17 protein-coding genes are annotated in these 16,167 nt (G+C 67.3%); 13 read left to right on the top strand and 4 right to left on the bottom strand.

Features of this window, described 5'->3' with window-relative positions; all coding sequences use genetic code 11:
• Positions 1 to 149 precede the first annotated feature (149 nt).
• Together ABR737_RS00915 and ABR737_RS00910 are read right to left on the bottom strand one after the other, a co-directional pair.
• Positions 150 to 1,337 carry a helix-turn-helix domain-containing protein gene (locus ABR737_RS00915; RefSeq protein ID WP_350248217.1) on the bottom strand — a complete coding sequence of 396 codons (1,188 nt, stop codon included), beginning with the start codon at positions 1,335 to 1,337 and terminating at the stop codon, positions 150 to 152.
• A gap of 6 nt (positions 1,338 to 1,343) precedes the next feature.
• Positions 1,344 to 1,787: an NUDIX hydrolase gene (locus tag ABR737_RS00910; RefSeq protein WP_350248216.1), complete on the bottom strand. Its 444-nt coding sequence runs from the start codon at positions 1,785 to 1,787 to the stop codon at positions 1,344 to 1,346.
• 171 nt (positions 1,788 to 1,958) lie between these two features.
• Here ABR737_RS00910 and ABR737_RS00905 point away from each other — a divergent pair, with 171 nt between their 5' ends.
• Positions 1,959 to 2,744 carry a TauD/TfdA family dioxygenase gene (locus tag ABR737_RS00905; protein WP_350248215.1) on the top strand — a complete coding sequence of 262 codons (786 nt, stop codon included), beginning with the start codon at positions 1,959 to 1,961 and terminating at the stop codon, positions 2,742 to 2,744.
• 199 nt (positions 2,745 to 2,943) lie between these two features.
• On the opposite strand, the gene ABR737_RS00900 is transcribed toward ABR737_RS00905, so the two are convergent.
• Both ABR737_RS00900 and ABR737_RS00895 read right to left on the bottom strand, forming a co-directional pair.
• Positions 2,944 to 3,447, bottom strand: a complete 504-nt coding sequence (locus ABR737_RS00900; RefSeq protein ID WP_350248214.1) for an SAM-dependent methyltransferase — start codon at positions 3,445 to 3,447, stop codon at positions 2,944 to 2,946.
• A 72-nt stretch (positions 3,448 to 3,519) separates the two neighbouring features.
• A complete protein-coding gene (locus ABR737_RS00895; protein ID WP_350248213.1) occupies positions 3,520 to 4,959 on the bottom strand; it encodes an NsdA family TPR-like regulatory protein in 1,440 nt (479 codons plus the stop codon).
• Positions 4,960 to 5,100: 141 nt separating this feature from the next.
• On the opposite strand from ABR737_RS00895, the gene ABR737_RS00890 reads away from it, so the two are divergent.
• From ABR737_RS00890 to ABR737_RS00835, 12 genes are all read left to right on the top strand, one after another.
• Positions 5,101 to 5,607 (top strand): hypothetical protein, encoded by a 507-nt coding sequence (locus tag ABR737_RS00890; protein WP_350248212.1) that lies wholly within the window; start codon positions 5,101 to 5,103, stop codon positions 5,605 to 5,607.
• Positions 5,608 to 5,644: 37 nt separating this feature from the next.
• Positions 5,645 to 6,124, top strand: a complete 480-nt coding sequence (locus ABR737_RS00885) for a DUF6415 family natural product biosynthesis protein (RefSeq protein WP_350248211.1) — start codon at positions 5,645 to 5,647, stop codon at positions 6,122 to 6,124.
• Between the two features lie 227 nt (positions 6,125 to 6,351).
• On the top strand, positions 6,352 to 6,642 hold the full coding sequence (locus ABR737_RS00880; RefSeq protein ID WP_350248210.1) for a hypothetical protein: 291 nt from the start codon (positions 6,352 to 6,354) through the stop codon (positions 6,640 to 6,642).
• Complete coding sequence (locus tag ABR737_RS00875) at positions 6,639 to 6,761, top strand: hypothetical protein (RefSeq protein ID WP_350248209.1); 123 nt, start codon at positions 6,639 to 6,641, stop codon at positions 6,759 to 6,761. Before ABR737_RS00880 ends, ABR737_RS00875 begins: the two co-directional genes overlap by 4 nt.
• 420 nt (positions 6,762 to 7,181) lie before the next feature.
• Complete coding sequence (locus ABR737_RS00870; protein ID WP_350248208.1) at positions 7,182 to 8,420, top strand: acyl-CoA dehydrogenase family protein; 1,239 nt, start codon at positions 7,182 to 7,184, stop codon at positions 8,418 to 8,420.
• Positions 8,421 to 8,665: 245 nt separating this feature from the next.
• Complete coding sequence (locus tag ABR737_RS00865; RefSeq protein WP_350248207.1) at positions 8,666 to 9,412, top strand: hypothetical protein; 747 nt, start codon at positions 8,666 to 8,668, stop codon at positions 9,410 to 9,412.
• A gap of 691 nt (positions 9,413 to 10,103) precedes the next feature.
• Positions 10,104 to 11,066, top strand: coding sequence for a helix-turn-helix domain-containing protein (locus ABR737_RS00860; protein WP_350248206.1), 963 nt, complete (start codon positions 10,104 to 10,106; stop codon positions 11,064 to 11,066).
• A gap of 172 nt (positions 11,067 to 11,238) precedes the next feature.
• Positions 11,239 to 12,225 (top strand): hypothetical protein, encoded by a 987-nt coding sequence (locus tag ABR737_RS00855; RefSeq protein ID WP_350248205.1) that lies wholly within the window; start codon positions 11,239 to 11,241, stop codon positions 12,223 to 12,225.
• A gap of 137 nt (positions 12,226 to 12,362) precedes the next feature.
• The gene (locus ABR737_RS00850; RefSeq protein WP_350248204.1) at positions 12,363 to 12,860 is read left to right on the top strand and encodes an NUDIX domain-containing protein; all 498 of its coding nucleotides are present in this window, start codon (positions 12,363 to 12,365) and stop codon (positions 12,858 to 12,860) included.
• A gap of 32 nt (positions 12,861 to 12,892) precedes the next feature.
• On the top strand, positions 12,893 to 13,795 hold the full coding sequence (locus ABR737_RS00845) for a hypothetical protein (RefSeq protein ID WP_350248203.1): 903 nt from the start codon (positions 12,893 to 12,895) through the stop codon (positions 13,793 to 13,795).
• A 306-nt stretch (positions 13,796 to 14,101) separates the two neighbouring features.
• Positions 14,102 to 15,121 carry a thymidylate synthase gene (locus ABR737_RS00840; protein WP_350248202.1) on the top strand — a complete coding sequence of 340 codons (1,020 nt, stop codon included), beginning with the start codon at positions 14,102 to 14,104 and terminating at the stop codon, positions 15,119 to 15,121.
• Complete coding sequence (locus ABR737_RS00835; RefSeq protein ID WP_350248201.1) at positions 15,118 to 16,158, top strand: nucleoside-diphosphate kinase; 1,041 nt, start codon at positions 15,118 to 15,120, stop codon at positions 16,156 to 16,158. The genes ABR737_RS00840 and ABR737_RS00835 overlap by 4 nt, the downstream gene beginning before the upstream one ends.
• Positions 16,159 to 16,167: the final 9 nt, after the last annotated feature.

Below are 16,167 nucleotides of genomic sequence, written 5' to 3'. Positions count from 1 at the left end.
TGCACCTGCCGGCCGCCGAACTGCCGAGTCGGCGCTGCGGAGATGGCCTACGCGCCCCTGCGGCGTCTGCCCCTTCCGGTGCTCGCTTCCAGGCAGTGACCGGAGCTGTGGTCCGGGTGGAGGATGCCAGCACTCCAGAGCCACCGTCGTCAGGCTGCCATCTCGGTGCGGATCTGTCCCAAGGCGAGCAGAGCCGCGTCCGAGGTCTCCGGCAAGGTGTCTTTGCTCGCCCTGATGATGCGTTGCAATTGGTGCGGCAGGCGCTGGACGGTGGCCTCTCGGGTTGCGGCGTCGAACAGATCTGCAGCGGCCCTGGCATCGCCGGCGAGCATCCGGACGCGTCCCACTGTGATGAGCTCGATGACGCGCCATTGTGGTGCGACCGTCGTAGTCGCGGTGGGCGCACCACATTCGACCTCTCGTATGGCTGTACGAGGACGGCCTGTGGCGACGAGGCCACGCATCCGGATTTCGTACAGTGCCACGGGGTTGAAAAGGCTTGTGTGTTCAGCGTCTTGGAGCAGGTGCTGTGCTTCTCGCAGCGTGCGGTCGAACAACTCGGCGTTGCCGAGGGCTCCGGCGGCTCGTGCGAGCAGTGGCAGGACGGCTGCGCGGCCAGCCTGGTTCGGCGTGAGTGTGGAGGCCCGAAGCAGGCGGTCGACGGCGGCGCCGTGGAGGCCGGCCTTCCGCAGCTCGTTGCCGTGCATGCGCAGTGCCGTGGATGTGAGGGCTGCCTCGGCGAGGTGGGACACGAGGTCCAGACTCTTGGCGGTCCAACGCGCTGCTGTGCTCAGGTGCTCTTCGGGCAAGACGTTGCCCAGGGCGGTGCCCAGGCTCAGCCGGGCGTGAGCGAGCAGACGCAGTACATCGCGTTCGGTGTGCCCGTCAGCAGCGCGGGCTTCCAGACGGGCGACGAGTGGCCACAGCTCGGTGACAGCTTCGGAGGCGTGGCCGGACTGGCGGGCTATCTCGGCGAGGCGCACTGTGGACTGGCCGAACTGAAGCATGGCGCGGTGGTCAGTGTCGGCCGGGTCAGTGACGCCCAGGACGTGCGGGGGAAGGGCGAGCCGGTCTGCGACGTTTCGGAGCGAGCCAACGTCGGTGATCGTGCGCTTCTGGAGTTCCAGGGCGGAGATGTAGGTCTTGTCGTAGCCCAGTATGGCGGCGGCCTCGGCCTGGCTCTGGCCGTGGACGCGGCGGTGGAAGCGCAGAATGGCGGCCAGGTCGCGTGTGGCGAGTACCGCTTGGGCCTGTGGGGTCGCCCAGTGCCAGGTGACGTGACGAGCCAAAGGGCGTGCAGAGGGGTCAGAGCCGTTTCGGTAGGGGAGTTCGGACACGTGCTTTCACCTGCAGGTGTGGGCTTGCCAGGTGGCGATGGACGTCTTGTAGCGCTCCGGCATGGTCAGGTGTGCTACCTCGTCAGCGGAGAAGAGACCGATCTCTTTGTGCTCGTGGCTGACCACGGGCTTGAGGCCGGGACTGAGCACAATGCAGCCGTACGTGACGATCAGGACGCGGCGCCCAGGCAAGGGCTCGTAGATCCAGGTGCCGCCTTCAAGAAGGGGCCCCGCCGTGACCTGCCAGCCGGTCTCCTCCGATACCTCTCGCTCCAAGGCTTCCTCTGGGCTGACATCAACTTGTGTCGGCTCGTCCGGTTGCCCGATCTCCAGTCGCCCGCCGGGCAGTTCCCATTCCTCCCGCTCATTGCGCAGGAGCAGGACGCGCTCTGCCTGATCGAAGGCGACGCCCTTCACGGAGACCGGCCACAGCGGCGGCACGTACGGCATGGAACACCTCAGAAGGTCATCGGCGGACCGGGCACTCGGAACGTAGCACCTGAGTCTCAACAGCCGGGCCGCATGGCCGAATTGTCCAAGTCGACAATCCGTCGCTTTACCAGGCAGTTGGACAGTGCTGACTCTGGTCGCAAACGACGCGGACGTGCGGAGGAGCATGTGGTGCTGACCAACAAGATCTTTGCTGATCACTACGTTGACCACCGGAACTCCTGTGCGGACAACTTGATCTTCGAACGGTTGCACGCAAACGGCCTGGTGTTGATCGACTTCCTCACCTCTCGCCAGGCTGTTCTCGACTTCGCCCGACGCGTCATGGAGATCGCTGCTCACCGCGACAGCGATCCGGACGGGCTGACGACCATCCACGACACGCGACGGCATGCCCAGCAAGCGGGATTCGCTGGATTCGGCAACGGCGCACTGCTGGCTCACACCGAAAGTTCCAGCGTCCCGCATCCACCGAAGTTGATGCTGTTGGCCTGTCAGCGTGCGGCAGGCAGCGGTGGAGAGATCCTTCTGGCCGACGGCCAGGCGATATACGCCGAACTGGCCGAGCGGTGGCCTGAGGCGGCAGATGCACTGTCCCAGCCAGGCACGGCCTTCTACGGCGACGGAGGCGGACATCCCGCGCGGGTCTTCACCCCATACCCCGATGGAAGGATCGCACTGCGCCTGCGACAGGACCGGTTAGCACGGTTCAGCCCGCTGGTCACGCGCCACCTCCCACGCCTCTACAAAGTCATTGACGCCCATCAACACCCGGTCGCGCTGAGCCCTGGCCAGGGGTACCTCGTCGACAACGAGCGCTGGCTCCACGCACGCAAAGCCTTCAGCGGTCATCGCCGGTGCCTGCGCGCCCTCGGAGCCCCCACGAGCCCGCTCCAGGTCGGCTTTGCCGCCGGTGCGGTGGCCGGCTGGACTGCGTCAGAGGGGACTGTCGGATGAGTGAGACGCGGATGAAGAAGGTGGACGTCAGAGGGCCGGACTCCCGATTCGACACTAAGACAGGCCGCACCGTCGTCCTGAAGGGTCCTCCCAATACGTACAGGAAGGGACACATCTGGGTGCAGCCGGCCGAGGGCGGGCCGGGCTGGCTCGCGGCATGCGCCGATCTGGAGCCGGTGGCGGGACAACGGCCATGACGTCAGTGTTCTCGCTCTGCCGCAGGCGCCCAGTACCGGGACAGCATCTCCTCGACGTAGTCCGGTGTGAACACTCCGCCGCGGGGGCCCATGATCGGGTACCACGGGGCGAGGTCAATCACGGGCGTCCCGTCGACAGCATCAAAGTCGGTGACATGCAGGTCGCGGCCCTCAACCTTCAACAGCCTGGGGTACGAGGTTCCCAGTTGGTTCGGCCGACGGTGGTTGCGGTGGGCGAATGTGCCGGTGGCTGGCCACGCCGGGTTGCCTCGGGGGCTGCGCAGGTGCAGCGCGACATCGTCCGGCGAAGCGCGATGGAAGCGCCATGTGACGACGAGGTGGGAGAAGCTCTGCAGCCCGGCCAAGGTCTCCTGCGAGTACTTCTGGTGAAGGCGGATGATCGACTCGACTGCCCCCTGGTAGTCATCTCCCGGCGCGCTGTGGCCCCCAACCACCGTGGCGATCGACTCAACCTCGAAACGCTGCGGCTCGGCCTGCTTCGTCATTGGCGTCCCCAATCTCACCCAGCTCGCGAGCCCGGCCGGCGGGTCACGTGGGTTCTCTGTGGCATGGCGCCGTCAGCCTACGCGGCGCAGAACACCACGGGCCCGGTCGTCCAGCTCCGCTGCGGCGCTACCACCGCGCCCGCGGACGGGGGAGAGCGACCTGCGCATCTGCACCACGGCCTCACGCGCCCGCCCGGACTGAACCCCGTCCATCGCATCCAGCGCCTTGGTCCACGTCGCGATCGCTTCATCGAGGTGCCCGCGGCGAGCCTGGACGCTGCCGAGGTAGCCCAGAGTGACTACGTGCGTCCTGGCGAAGGGCTGGGCGAGCCGTGTGCGGACGCTGCGGTGGAACTGCTCCTCGGCCCGCTCGAGGTAACCCATATCCCGCAGAGTGCAGGCGGTTTCGTGAGCGAGGCTGGCTTCTCCGAAAAAGAAGACCCGGCTCGGCTCCTCCACCCCGTCCCTGGCGTTGTTCAGGTCGTCCTCGGCTCGATTCAGCGCAATCCCCGCGTCCCTCTTTCGGCCGGCCGCCGCAAGGCTGCGCGCGTGCACGACGCCCAGCAGTGCCTTCTCCCGCGAAGTGGCCTCGCTGTATCGACGGCTCTCCATGGAAGCATCCGCGAATTGGAGCGCTCGGCCCGGCTGGTGAAGGTCGACCGCCTGGTGGGCCATGGCACGCAGGATGTGGCCGGCGAGCGGTCCGTCTCCGGCATCGGCGGCCAGCTGAGTCGCGAGCTGGAAGTAGTGCTGGGCGAGCGGGTGTTCATTCGCGTCGAAGCCAGTCCAGCCAGCGAGGTAAACGAGCTCGCCGGCGGCGGAGAACAGTTCCCTGCGGACCTGTTCGGAGACTGCCCGACTGCGCAGGTACTCGGCCACCTCGGTGCGCAGGTAACCGACGAGGGCGGTACGGCCGGCACGGCCGCCGCGGCGCTGATCGCGCTGACTGAAGAAGGCGGTCATCTCTCGGATGCCCTCGACGTCGCGGGACGTGACGGTGCGCTCCAACCGTGGCTGGCGGGTCTGCGCGACCTCCAGGCGCTGGTTCCACCACGGATCTCCAGGCAGAGCAAGTCCAGCTGCGGAGTAGGCCGCGCTTACCAGCGCCTGCCGTCGGCCCATGTCCATGTCCCTGCCCCCCAGGTCAACCAGCGCGGTCACCGTGTCGACGTCCCATCCTGGCGGCTCCGTCACGTCATCGCCATTAGCAGCCAAGCCGATGTCGGCCGGCGTGATGACGCGTCCCAGAGCACGCGTAAACGTCTCGCACAAGATAGAGGGCACAGCGCCCTCCGGACGGCTACCGCGGACCCACGAGTTGATGTGTACCCGCGTAACAGTGCTCGGCGGGTTGGTCGGATTCTCTGCGGCCGTGCGCCGGTAGTGAGCGGCGGCTTGGTCCTGCGACCAGCCAAGCTCGCGGATGACGGCCTCCAGCTGGAGGTTGCGTTCACGTGCCACGGTTGCGCCCCCGTCCCGGAAACGATCTTTATCAGCGTTATCCGCATCCACGCACTCACAGGGATACCCAAGAGCACTCCGAAGCGGTTCGCTCAATGTGAACGGTATTCCCCAACCACCGCCGCAGAGAGGCAAATCGGCCCTATTCCCGCGCGCCGCCGACGAGGTGCTGCACAGCTCTGGGAGAACGCGATGAAGACTTCCCTATGGCCGCCACGAACGCGGGACGGCTCGCGTCTGGTCCACGCCTACACGGATCTGCTCGACTGGCGTCTCGTGGCTGGGAGCCATTCCCTCAGCGCCGATGAGGCCGCGTACCTCCTAAGCACGGATTCGCATGCTGTAGTCGAGACTCTGTGCGAGAAGTTCGACGCGGTGACCGTCTCGGGCGCCGTGGGACGCGATGCGCTGATGTGGCTGGATCGCGAGGGTGCCAACGTCCCCCTGATCCCCAGTTTCCAGGACGGCAGCAGCGTGACCTTCCTCGTCCAGCCCGGGACTGCGCGCCACCTGCAGGGACTCGACGCCGTAACCGTCGTCTCCGGTCCGGACGGTCGCGTCGCTCTGCCGCCCACACCTGGAGTGCGCTGGGACACGCCCCCCTGGCATGCCAGGACACCCGCCCGCATCGAGCTGGCCGATGCCCAGGGCCTGCGGCCCGGTTTGGAGCGCGCTCTCCATCTGCACGGCCGCTCATAGCAACCGGCGCCAACTTCTCTCGCCTTCTGGAGATTCCATGACCGCTACGGCAGCACTCGACACGCCCATGAGACTCGCCGATCCCGGCACGCTGCCTCGCAGGACTGCTTCTGCCAAGCCGGTGTCGAGCCGAGCGGCAGACGTGGACTGCGACATGGCCCAGCAGATTCTGGAATGCCTGGTGCTGTGGAAGGTCTGCGAGGACACCGCAAGGGCGGAGGAGACCTATGACCTCCTTGAGGACGTTCTGGGCCTGCACGCCGCGCAGGTCACGCTCGACCCTGATGAGGTCCGTCGCCTCACACTGCGATGCACCAACCTCCTGGAAAAGCTGACCGGCATCCCCGCCCGTCTGAGGGCCGACTTCCCCGGCGACGATATGGACCAGGCGATCCGCAACGCCCAAAATGCCCTGACCGAAGCAACCTCGCATGCTCCGATCCCGGCGGTCGTCCGCTTACGTCGACTCGCACTAGCTGCATCCCACCTGCTCGACCTGGTGGGAGCCAAGCTGTGAACGACGCATTGAGACTCCCTAGCCTGCGGGTCGATGCCCCAGAGCGTGAGTTCACCGCCCTGTTCAGCGCACGTGACCTTGAGGCAGTGCGCAAGCTGGCTCACGGAGCAGACCACCGATCCCTGACCGCCTGCGGCCTCTACGCCACACCTCTGGAAGCCCGGCAGGGCCTTGCAGCCGTGGGAAGGCACCTCAACGGGGGGAGAGGAACCCGGTGGACGCAGACGGTGCACTTGGCGATCACCAACGAGCTGGTCTCCGTGGCCCTCGAGGACAAAGTTGACCTGCCGTACTGGCCGTTGGACCTGCTACGCGCCTACGCCGCAGGCATGTCACTGGAGACCTACGCCGCCCTCGCACTTCTGAACGTCGAAGAAGTGCGTGAACTCGACCTTCTGCTCCGCACCTTGCTGAAGGCCACCTCTGGGCCGCACGCAGTGTTGCGCGGCCACGTCACCAGAGCCCTCCAGGCCGACGACCCTCTCAACGTCGATTTCGGGGAGGCACTGACCACATGACCAGAGCCGTCACCACCCCCCTGCTGATCGGGGCCTTCACCGTCCGGGTGCTCGTCGCCCCTCGCGGCAACCCCTGCAACGGGATCCACGGACGAGAACTGAAGCCCCCTGACCCGTAGGTAGGTCTAGGTCTGCCACCCAAGCCAGCCGCTTCGCGCGGCTTCCCTGCGCCGCCCGCCCGGGCGGGCGGCGCAGGTCCTGTCCCGATACCCCGAACGGGACAGGACCGGTTGTCCTCCCCGGCCGCCGGCTACCGCAGTAGCCCGCACCGGCAGGCCGGGGAGGACAGCACAACGTCAGCGCTCCACATCGCGAAAACCGCCGCCGACCGGCGCCCGTCTCGCCCCGAGGAGTCCCATGCCGAAGCCCACCAACATGATCCCGCCCGCCGACGGGGCATGGAGGCGGTGCGAGCAGGGCCGAAGAGGCGGAGAGCTGCTGCAGGACCGAGCCTGGGAAGCATCACGCTGCCCGCGACGTAGTTCCCAAGCGTTTCGCCACCGCTGCCGACGCGCAGCCCAGCCCGACGAGGGGATCCGATGCCCGAGTGGTTCCTGACTGATGCGCATGACCGCCTGCGCGAAACGGTCCGGGCGTTTGCGCAAGCCGAAGTCGCCCCCCGCATCATGCGTATGGAGCGGCATCGAGCCACAGAACACCACCTATCCCGTCTGATCGCCCGACAAGGGTGGATAGGTGTGACGGTCGACCGTGCGTACGGCGGGTTGGACGCGGGACATGTCGCAAAGACGATCATCATCGAGGAGCTCTCCCGGGTCAGCGCCGCCATGGGCGCGATGGTGCAGGCATCGCAGCTCGGCGTGGCGAAGATCGTCCACTTCGGCAGCGAGGAGCAGAAGAAATCCTGGCTGCCGGCTATCGCCTCAGGCGACTGCCTGCCCACCATCGCTGTCACCGAACCGCTGTCCGGCAGCCATGTTCTGGGCATGGAGAGCACCGCGGTCCGCGACGGCGACGACTACGTCCTCAACGGCCGCAAGATCTACGTCGGCAACAGCCATGTCGGCGATCTGCACGGTGTCGTCGTCCGCACCGGCGAGGGCTCCAAGGGCCTGTCGGCGTTCCTCGTCGAGTCCGACACCCTCGGTCTCCGGGTCGGGCCGCAGCAGCCGGCGATGGGCCTGCACGGCTTCAGCTTCGGCGAACTGTTCCTCGACAACTGCCGCGTCCCGGCGACAAATCTGCTGGGCCAGGAGGGCGACGGGCTATCCGTCGCGTACTCCTCCAGCATGCTGTACGGAAGGCCGAACCTGACCGCCGTATCGCTGGGCATCCATCAGGCGGTGCTGGACGAAACCACGGCGTTCTGCGCGGAGCGCCAGCGCTACGACAAGCCCCTGGCCGACCTCAGCACCATCAAACTCAAGCTCGGCCGTATCCAGTCGCGGCTGCTGCTGGCCCGGCTGTCCGCGTACCACGCGGTGCACCTGCTGGACCAGGGCCTGCAGTGCGATGCCGAGCTGATGAACGCCAAGCTGGTCAACGTGGAGTCGGCGCTGGAGTCCGCGCGCGATGCGATGGATATCCACGCCGCGTGCGGCCTGTTCACCGACCGGCCGATCGAGCGCTTCCTGCGCGACGCCCACCACATCTTCGCGCCAGCCGGCACCTCAGACATCCAGCTGCTACGCCTGGGCGAGGTCGCCCTGGGCCAGGCGAAGGACGAGTGGTCCCGACGATTCGCAACCGGCCCCCCAATCTCCGGGCCGACGCCGACGCACCCAGCCCCACTCATCGCCCTTCCTGGAGCGCAGTGAAGGGCGATTCCACCCACCAGTCGCGCCCTCCGCACACCGGAAAACGGGGGATTGCAGAGAAAAGCCGTCGCGCCCGTCTGAGGCTACGGCTCATGCGAGTCGCAACGAGCTCCACCGGGGCTGCGGTCGCCGTTTTCGCAGTGTTCGTCGTGGTGCTCCTCGTGGCCGGCCATCCCCAGCACTGACCCCGCACGACAACTCATCCGCCTCCACCAGCCAGCACTGGCCCGTACCGAGAGAATTCCATGCCCGCCCGAACCACCACCAGCCCCACAAACCCGCCGCCGGCCCCCACGTACTCCCTGTGCCCCTACCAGGGCCCACCCGCGCCGGCGGCCCTCCACATCGCTCCGTGGACCGACGAGCACCCCGTCGACGTCCCCGTCTATCTCAACCAAGACCTCGCCCTGACCTACGGCGAAGCTGAGCGGCCTGAGGATCGCGACGACGACGGCGTTCTACTGCAGCGCTGGGGAGGCACGGCTACCGGCGGGATCAACTGGGGCGCGCATCAGACCCACCGCCAGACGTACGCCGTGGACCACCTGAAATGCGCGGCATGCGTACAGGATCCCGACGTTCAGCGGCCCGGACACGCGAGGGACCCTGACGTCCGGGAGGTGCACGGCATGCTGTGGATCCTGCCCTCCTTGGGGCGCGGCGAGGACGACATGTGGCCGCGGGATCTGGAGACGACGGTGCCTCCGATGTGCCGGATGCATGCACACAGGGCAATCCGGGACTGCCCAGAGCTGCGTGAGGGGTACGTGGCGCTGCGTGTCCGAGAGAGCGAGCGAATCGGCTACATCGGCACCGTCTACACGCCCACTAATCCGCCGCGGCCGCAGGGACAGCGGATCGTGCGATTCACGGAACCCGCAATCCACCGTGTGGTCGCCCGTCAGCTCGTCAGAAAGCTGTACCAAGCAGAGCCGGACTCGTCACTCGGCCGAACGGCCACCCCCGCCTGTGACACCGCGCCCCGCTGCTGACAGCCGACCGCTCCCCTGCAGCGGCTACCGGAACACGACACCACTGTCCGTACGTGCCGCATATGACGGAGCCCGCCCGAACCTCGGAGTACTGCCTAACCCCCTCGCTACGCCGCGTCCGCGTCCAACCAACGCCCCTTCAGCCCAGCAGCATTGAGGAACGACCATGGCCGACCCCACGGACAGTGTTCCGCCCCTGGCCGGAACTCACGATACGGCTGTAACCAGCCCCGAAGACTGTGAGCCGGCCGCGCGGACCGGCCTCGAAACCGTCCGTGCCCCCGAGCAGGACACAGGCCAACCCGCCATTCTCCAACCGCAAGCAGTCCAGCCAGCCCCTTCGACCGACGCGTTCCCGGAATGCTTCTGCGGAACCCCTTCCTCCTCACTGCGGGCCACTGGACATCAGCCCAAGAACGACGAAGACGAACCGGCGGACTTTGTCCGTGAGCCATGCGGACATCCGGCACCACCGGGCCCACCGGGAGCTGGCGGCCCCGAAGTCTGGTGCGCCGCACCAGAGCCAATCAAGCCCACGAACAGGGCCCTGCACTCGCACTGCGGTCACTGCCATTCACCCATCCGTCAGCCTGCGAGGATCGGCCGGCCCCGGTCCTACTGCAACGACGCCTGCCGCCGCTCCGCACAACAACAACGCGACGCCAGGAAACCCCGAGCGGCAGCAGTGCCTGTGCTGGTCAGCGGACGAACAGTCGCCGAGTCACTGCAGGCGCTGGCCAGCAGCCTTGTGCGCGCCGAACACACCGACGCAGACCTGCGGGAACTGTTGCGCCTAGCCGGTCAAATTGGCTCCGAATTGGATTGCTACCGTGCCGCCGCTGTACATGCCGCAGTACGTAAGGGGAACGGCGGCTGGGAGGAAGTGGCCGAGGCCGCTGGCGCCGCCGTCTCGACCGTGCGTGCCCGCTGGTCCCGTACCGCAGTTCACCGCCTGTTGGCCCGCCGCGACCGCGCCCGTCAGCCAACCAGTCCAGAGCGCGCCGGCGGGGAACGCTACCGGAAGACACCCCTGGAGAGGCCCGCTCGCGCGTGGGAGCCCTTGGCCGCGGCGCTCTCACAACTGCACAAGACCAGTGGGTCCACCGTGGCGGCAGCCGCCTCGATGCTCGGCGTAGATCCCTCCTACGTCCACCGCATGCTCACCGGTGAACGCACCCCGCCGTGGCCCGTCACGGAGGCCCTCACAATCTCGCTCGCTGGCCGCCCCGACGACGTGCGTGCACTGTGGGAGCGCGCCCATGGTGTGCAAAGGCCGTCACGGCAGCCTCTCCACGTGGCTGCCAAGGAACTGCACAGCGCCTTCCGCGGCCTGCACCTGGCCCTCGGCCAACCCGCCGCCGAAGCGATCAGCGAGATGACACACCGACAACTGTCACCTGGTGCGGTACAGGCTGTTCTCGATGGCGAGGCTGTTCCGGACTGGGCTGCCACCGGCGCCCTCACCGTGGCACTGCGCGGCGAGCCCCACCACATCCGCCCACTGTGGGAGGCCGTCCACTACGCCGTTCTCGCCGGTTCCACTTCCGGACCGCCCCTGCTCACTCGTCGCACCACCACGCAAGGGCCCACGCTCACGACACCGCATCCGCCGGCCGGTGGCTCGACCGGTCCATCCAGCACGAGGGGTACTTGAGGACGACCACCGAACTCGACCTTCGTGCATCCAGGCCATCTGATCTACGCCCAATAGGGAGAGGAAGGATCTATCCGTGTCGTCAACGCGACCGCGTACCTGTGGCGCGCGCATTCTTGTCACCAGGAATATGTGGGAACCAGCCCACGACGCAGCACGTGGTACACCCGGAATGCTTCGTAACTCCGTCGTGTGCGAGCTAGCCGAACACGACGGAACGGCCGATCACTTCGGCATTGCGCGCCTCCTCCCAGGGCCGCGGGGCGGCGCCGTGTGGGCGACGTGGCAGGGAGACTTCCTCGAGCCCCACTTCATCGCCCGTACTCCCTGCCCCCGGACCGGAGGCACGGGCGATAGGTCGCTTACGCCGTGCGCTCTTTTCGAGCAGCATCTCGGTCAGTGCTCGTTCGAGATCTCTCCTGCCTATGCCGAGAATCCCAAGCGTTTCCCCCAGATCCTCAACGCGCTGGAAGGACTTCAGAAGTGGCACCCGCACCAGGGCGAGGCTCCGCCGGCCTCCACCGAGGAGGCCGCACTGCTCATCTGGGATGAGCTAAGGGCCTGCGGCATCTGGGGCTCCCTGCCGGATTGGGACCACGCGGCGATGTACCGGCTGCTGAGCCGGACGGATTCGGTTCAGGCGATGTCCCATGATGAGATCGCAGATCTATTAGGCGAGCTCGCCAAATTCGCCCAAATGTGCGACATGGTTTCTCCGGGTGGGGTTCCTGGCGGTGCCGACGCCGACGCCCTCTGCACCAGTCTTCGTCGGCTTCCTGGGCCCTGGCAGGCAGCGATCCTGGGGAACCAGAGGCCACCGCTCAGCCGTAGAGCTGCGTTTTACGATCCCGCCCCCCGCCAGTCCTCTCCTCGCACCCCGCTCGATGTAGCGATCGTCGATGCCGCCGAGCGCGCCGCAAGGGGCGAGAAGCCGCCGAGCGCGGTGGGCTGGGGCGCCGACTGGGACCTGTCGGAGGATCGCGAGCGCGGAGCTGTCGCGCACCGACGACTAACGACGTTGCCGCACGGCTGGCAAGTAGACGCCGTGCGTCGCATCGCTCGCGGCGTGGAGGCTCTCTCTGCCGTTTCCGAAGCGGGGCTGGCCATCAACATCGTCCGTACGTACGGGGTGTATCTGACCTCGTGTGCTCCGTCGTAGGCACGCCGCCTCTGGAAAGACGGCTTTCCCGATGTCCACCCACCGGCAGTGTTCTGTGCCGGGCATGTACTCACACGTCACCGGGTGGCCGCCGCTTCACCCCGTGGTCAACAACCCGTACCAACTGGAGGATCCACATGCACGCTGACACCGACTACGCCCAGCCCGGACAACGCCGCGTCGGCGCACTCCTGTTAATCCGCAACCCCGCCGGTCACGTGCTGCTGGTAAAGCCGAGCTACAAGGTGGGCTGGCACCTGGTCGGCGGCGGCGCCCTGCCGGACGAGATGCCGCACTTGGCCGCCGGACGCGAGGGCACCGAAGAGACGGGGATGGCCAATTTGGTCCCAGGCGACCTGCTCATCACGGATTACGTACCGGCCAACCCAGACACCGGTGCGGTGGAGGGCATCAACCTCGTCTTCGACGGCGGCACCGTCCCGGACGACACCACCATCACGCTCCCGGCTGCGAAACCCGGCGAAGAACCCGAGCTGACCGACTGGGCTTTCGTGCCGCCGGGCCAACTCGGCCGCTACTGCAAGCCCTACCAGCACCGGCGGATCACTGAGGCCCTGGCCGCCCTCGCCGACCCCAGTCGGCGCGGCTACCGCGTCGAGGGCCAGACCGCCTGACCACCCCATCTGGACCTGTGAGAAGGGATTCCATGGACCGCGACCACGTCAACATCGGGTGCCTCAATGCGGAGAGGAATTTCGGAGGTGACGCTGCGAAACGCAAAAAGTGGCACAAAAAGATCCGGGAAGAATACGGGATCCACCTGCTCTTCAGGCAGGAAAACTGGGACATCCTGAACAACAACCAGACGATCCGCGCCGAGTCCGAGGAACACCTGCCCGGCATGCGGGGCTGGGTGGGCGAGAAGGCATGGAACGCGGTCTACGCCGACCCGAGCATGTTCCGGTGGCTAGGGCAATGGCCCAATCCGCACCCCATCATGACGGGACCGCCATGCGCAGTCACCCTGCAGATGCGCGACGCCGGCCCCGAGTCGACGCCGATCATTGCCATGGCGGGACACCTCACATATTGCTCCCCCACACTCCGGAAGATCGAGTCCGAGATCACCACCGTCTTCAACGACAAATGGATCACCCTGGAGAGCGGCGAAAGCCGGCACGCGGTGATGATCGGGGGGCTCGATACGAATGCCTACGCGAACGGCCCCAAGCTGCCGCTGCTGCACGACATCGAGGACCGCCCGCACCGTGCACACCGCAGCCACCAGCTCCCCGACGGTACTCGGGCCATGGACCAGTACCCCCACGATGTCTTCGCCACCGCCGGCCTGGTCGACGTGGCGGCTATGAAAGCCGCATCCGGACAAACTTCAGCCGACGCCCCAAGCGTGGCGGCCAGCCCGACGCACGGGCCGGACGCCCGCGTGGACGTGATCGTCGCCAGCAGGCACATCGCAACTGACGACCTGTGGGAGTCGGTCGAGGTCATCGCCACGGACGACGACTCGGACCACGACATGATCTACGCCCGAATCCACCGGTCCCGGCTGGCCGAAAAGCTCAGGGACCTGCGAATCACCGCCGCGTAGTCTCGCACGCCAGAACGAGACCCTCCGCAAGGGCCTTTGCAGCTCTTGCAAACCACGTGCACGAACTGCGAGTTGACCACAGTCGGCGTCATCCGGTGGTGTCCTTCCACCAGGGAGGAACTGTCGGCCCCAAGCTGCCCGCCCGTCATCGGCCATGAGGTCGCCGAAGGCGTGCGGGTGCACCACCCGGCAACTGGACCATGAACGGCTCGGGGCCGGACGAACCGCGTGGGGAGAGGACCATCCCACGGTCGTCTCCCCACGCGCTGTCCCCATCAGCAAGCTCCACCGTCTCCTGGAGAGTGCATGCTCACAACGACTACCTTCCGCAGCATCGAAGGCGCCTACCTGGCCCTGCTCAAGCTGGCGACCAACGAGCACGAGCACCAGATCGATGCGCGCGGCAACCAAGCGCGCGAGGTGATCGGGGTGGGTTTCCGGTTGCCCGACCCCCGTCAACGACTGCCCTACCTGGCGACGCGCAAGGCCAACCCGATCTTCCAGTTCGCCGAAGCGCTCTGGTACTTGGCCGGCCGCCGCGACCTGGAGATGATCGGCTACTACGCGCCGTCCATGCGCTCCAGCTCTCGCGACGGCGTCAACCTCGGTGGTTCCGCCTACGGCTACACCCTCTTCAACGCGGCCGAAGGCGACACGATCTCGCCGTTCGACCGGGTCCTGGAACTGTTGCGCACGGAGCCCGACAGCAAACGCGGGTACCTCCCGGTCTTCTCCGCCGCCGAGCTGGCCGTCAGCGACAACCCCGATATGGCGTGCCTGGCCGGCCTGCACCTGCTCGCGCGCGGCGGACGTCTGCACATGGTGTGCAACATGCGCGCGAACGACTTGGATTGCGGATTGTTGTCCGACGTCTTCTCCTTCACCATGATCCAGGAGTACGCCGCCGTCCAACTCGGCCTGGAGCTGGGGACGTACACCCACTTCATCGGCTCGGCGCACGTGAACGACCGGGACGCCGAGCGCGTCAAGCGGGTGCTGGACGAGGCGGACATGCGACGCCACCCACAGCACTTCCCGTTCCCCGCGATGTCTCAGGAGACCACCCCCTCCACCATCGAGCGGGTCCTCGAACACGAGGAGCTGCTGCGCACAAACAAGGTCCAGTACAGCGCGGAGGATGTCGCGGGTCTCGACGTCGATGCGTACTGGCAGCAGACCATACTGTTGTTCGAGACGTATCGGCAGATCGAGCACGACCAGGCCGACGCCGTGAGCCGCGATGTGCTGGCCGCGCTGCACCCGGGTCTGCGGTGGCTTCTCGGAAACCGATGGCCGGCCTGCGCAACCGCCGGGGGCGATCAGTGAGCCGGAAGCCGCCGAGCGGCGCCGTCGTGGAGGGCATCGACTTCGACCGCTGGGCGGTCGTCCTGTGCAAACCGGACGCGGCCGAGCGGGGACTAGTGGACGCCGTACTGGAACAGATCGCTGCTGCTGGCGTCACCATCACCAGCCGCCGCGAACTCACCGCGCAGGCATGGCAGGCCCACGTCGCCTACCGGGACCTGCTCGCCGACACCGGCCGCCGGGACCTGCGCGACCTGCCGTCCTTCATCGACGCCGCCTACGTGGGTCAGAAGGTCACGGTCGCCCTGGCGCACGGCGAGCCCGGCGTGCATGCCCGGCTACGGCAACTCATTGGCCACACCGACCCGAGCCGCGCGGTGGCCGGCACGATCCGCGGCGACCTCGGCGAGGACAGCCTGGCCGTCGCCGCCTCGGAACACCGACTCGTGCGCAACCTCGTCCACACCTCCGACGACCCGGCCGCCGCCCGCCGCGAGTACGCCACCTGGTACGGGCCCGGCATCCGCCTACAGGTCGCCGACTTCGACCGGTGCTCCGTCATCCTGTGCAAGCCGGACGCGGCACAGCGCGGCCTCGTCGACGCCGTACTCCAGCGGTTCGCCGCGGCCGGCGTCACGGTCGCCAACCGCCTCGACGTCACCGTGCAGCCCTGGCAGGCCCACGTGCACTACTGGGACCTCCTCGTTGACGCCGACTGGTTCCCTGACCGGGACATCCCTGCATGCCTGGACGACGCGTACGCCGGCAAGACGGTCACGGTCGCGCTCGCCTACGGGGAGCCCGGCATCCACACTCGCCTGCGCCACCTCATCGGGCACTTCGACCCGACCCGGGCCGCCGCCGGCACCATTCGTGGCGACCTCGGCCACGACAGCCTCGAACGCGCCCTCGCCGAAAAGCGCCTCGTGCGGAATCTGGTGCACACCTCGGACGACCCGGATGCGGCCCGCAGAGACTTCGGCACCTGGTTCGGGGCCGGCTGCCGAGAACTCCTGGCCGCACCTGTCCCGCTCCAGTCCACCTCAACCGACGCGTGACTCCCTTCG

It is taken from the genome of Streptomyces sp. Edi2 (assembly GCF_040253635.1).
In the GTDB taxonomy this organism is placed as follows: Bacteria; Actinomycetota; Actinomycetes; order Streptomycetales; family Streptomycetaceae; genus Streptomyces.
Note: the sequence above shows the minus strand (reverse complement) of the source record. Positions and strands in the feature narration are given on the sequence as shown.

What these genes read in the sequence shown, in the direction of transcription:
- ABR737_RS00865 (WP_350248207.1), top strand. Translation starts at nt 8,666, where the DNA reads ATGCCCGCCCGAACCACCACCAGCCCCACAAACCCGCCGCCGGCCCCC.
- ABR737_RS00840 (WP_350248202.1), top strand. Translation starts at nt 14,102, where the DNA reads ATGCTCACAACGACTACCTTCCGCAGCATCGAAGGCGCCTACCTGGCC.
- ABR737_RS00890 (WP_350248212.1), top strand. Translation starts at nt 5,101, where the DNA reads ATGAAGACTTCCCTATGGCCGCCACGAACGCGGGACGGCTCGCGTCTG.
- ABR737_RS00855 (WP_350248205.1), top strand. Translation starts at nt 11,239, where the DNA reads ATGCTTCGTAACTCCGTCGTGTGCGAGCTAGCCGAACACGACGGAACG.
- ABR737_RS00870 (WP_350248208.1), top strand. Translation starts at nt 7,182, where the DNA reads ATGCCCGAGTGGTTCCTGACTGATGCGCATGACCGCCTGCGCGAAACG.
- ABR737_RS00910 (WP_350248216.1), bottom strand. Translation starts at nt 1,787, where the DNA reads ATGCCGTACGTGCCGCCGCTGTGGCCGGTCTCCGTGAAGGGCGTCGCC.
- ABR737_RS00875 (WP_350248209.1), top strand. Translation starts at nt 6,639, where the DNA reads ATGACCAGAGCCGTCACCACCCCCCTGCTGATCGGGGCCTTCACCGTC.
- ABR737_RS00885 (WP_350248211.1), top strand. Translation starts at nt 5,645, where the DNA reads ATGACCGCTACGGCAGCACTCGACACGCCCATGAGACTCGCCGATCCC.
- ABR737_RS00900 (WP_350248214.1), bottom strand. Translation starts at nt 3,447, where the DNA reads ATGACGAAGCAGGCCGAGCCGCAGCGTTTCGAGGTTGAGTCGATCGCC.
- ABR737_RS00850 (WP_350248204.1), top strand. Translation starts at nt 12,363, where the DNA reads ATGCACGCTGACACCGACTACGCCCAGCCCGGACAACGCCGCGTCGGC.
- ABR737_RS00845 (WP_350248203.1), top strand. Translation starts at nt 12,893, where the DNA reads ATGGACCGCGACCACGTCAACATCGGGTGCCTCAATGCGGAGAGGAAT.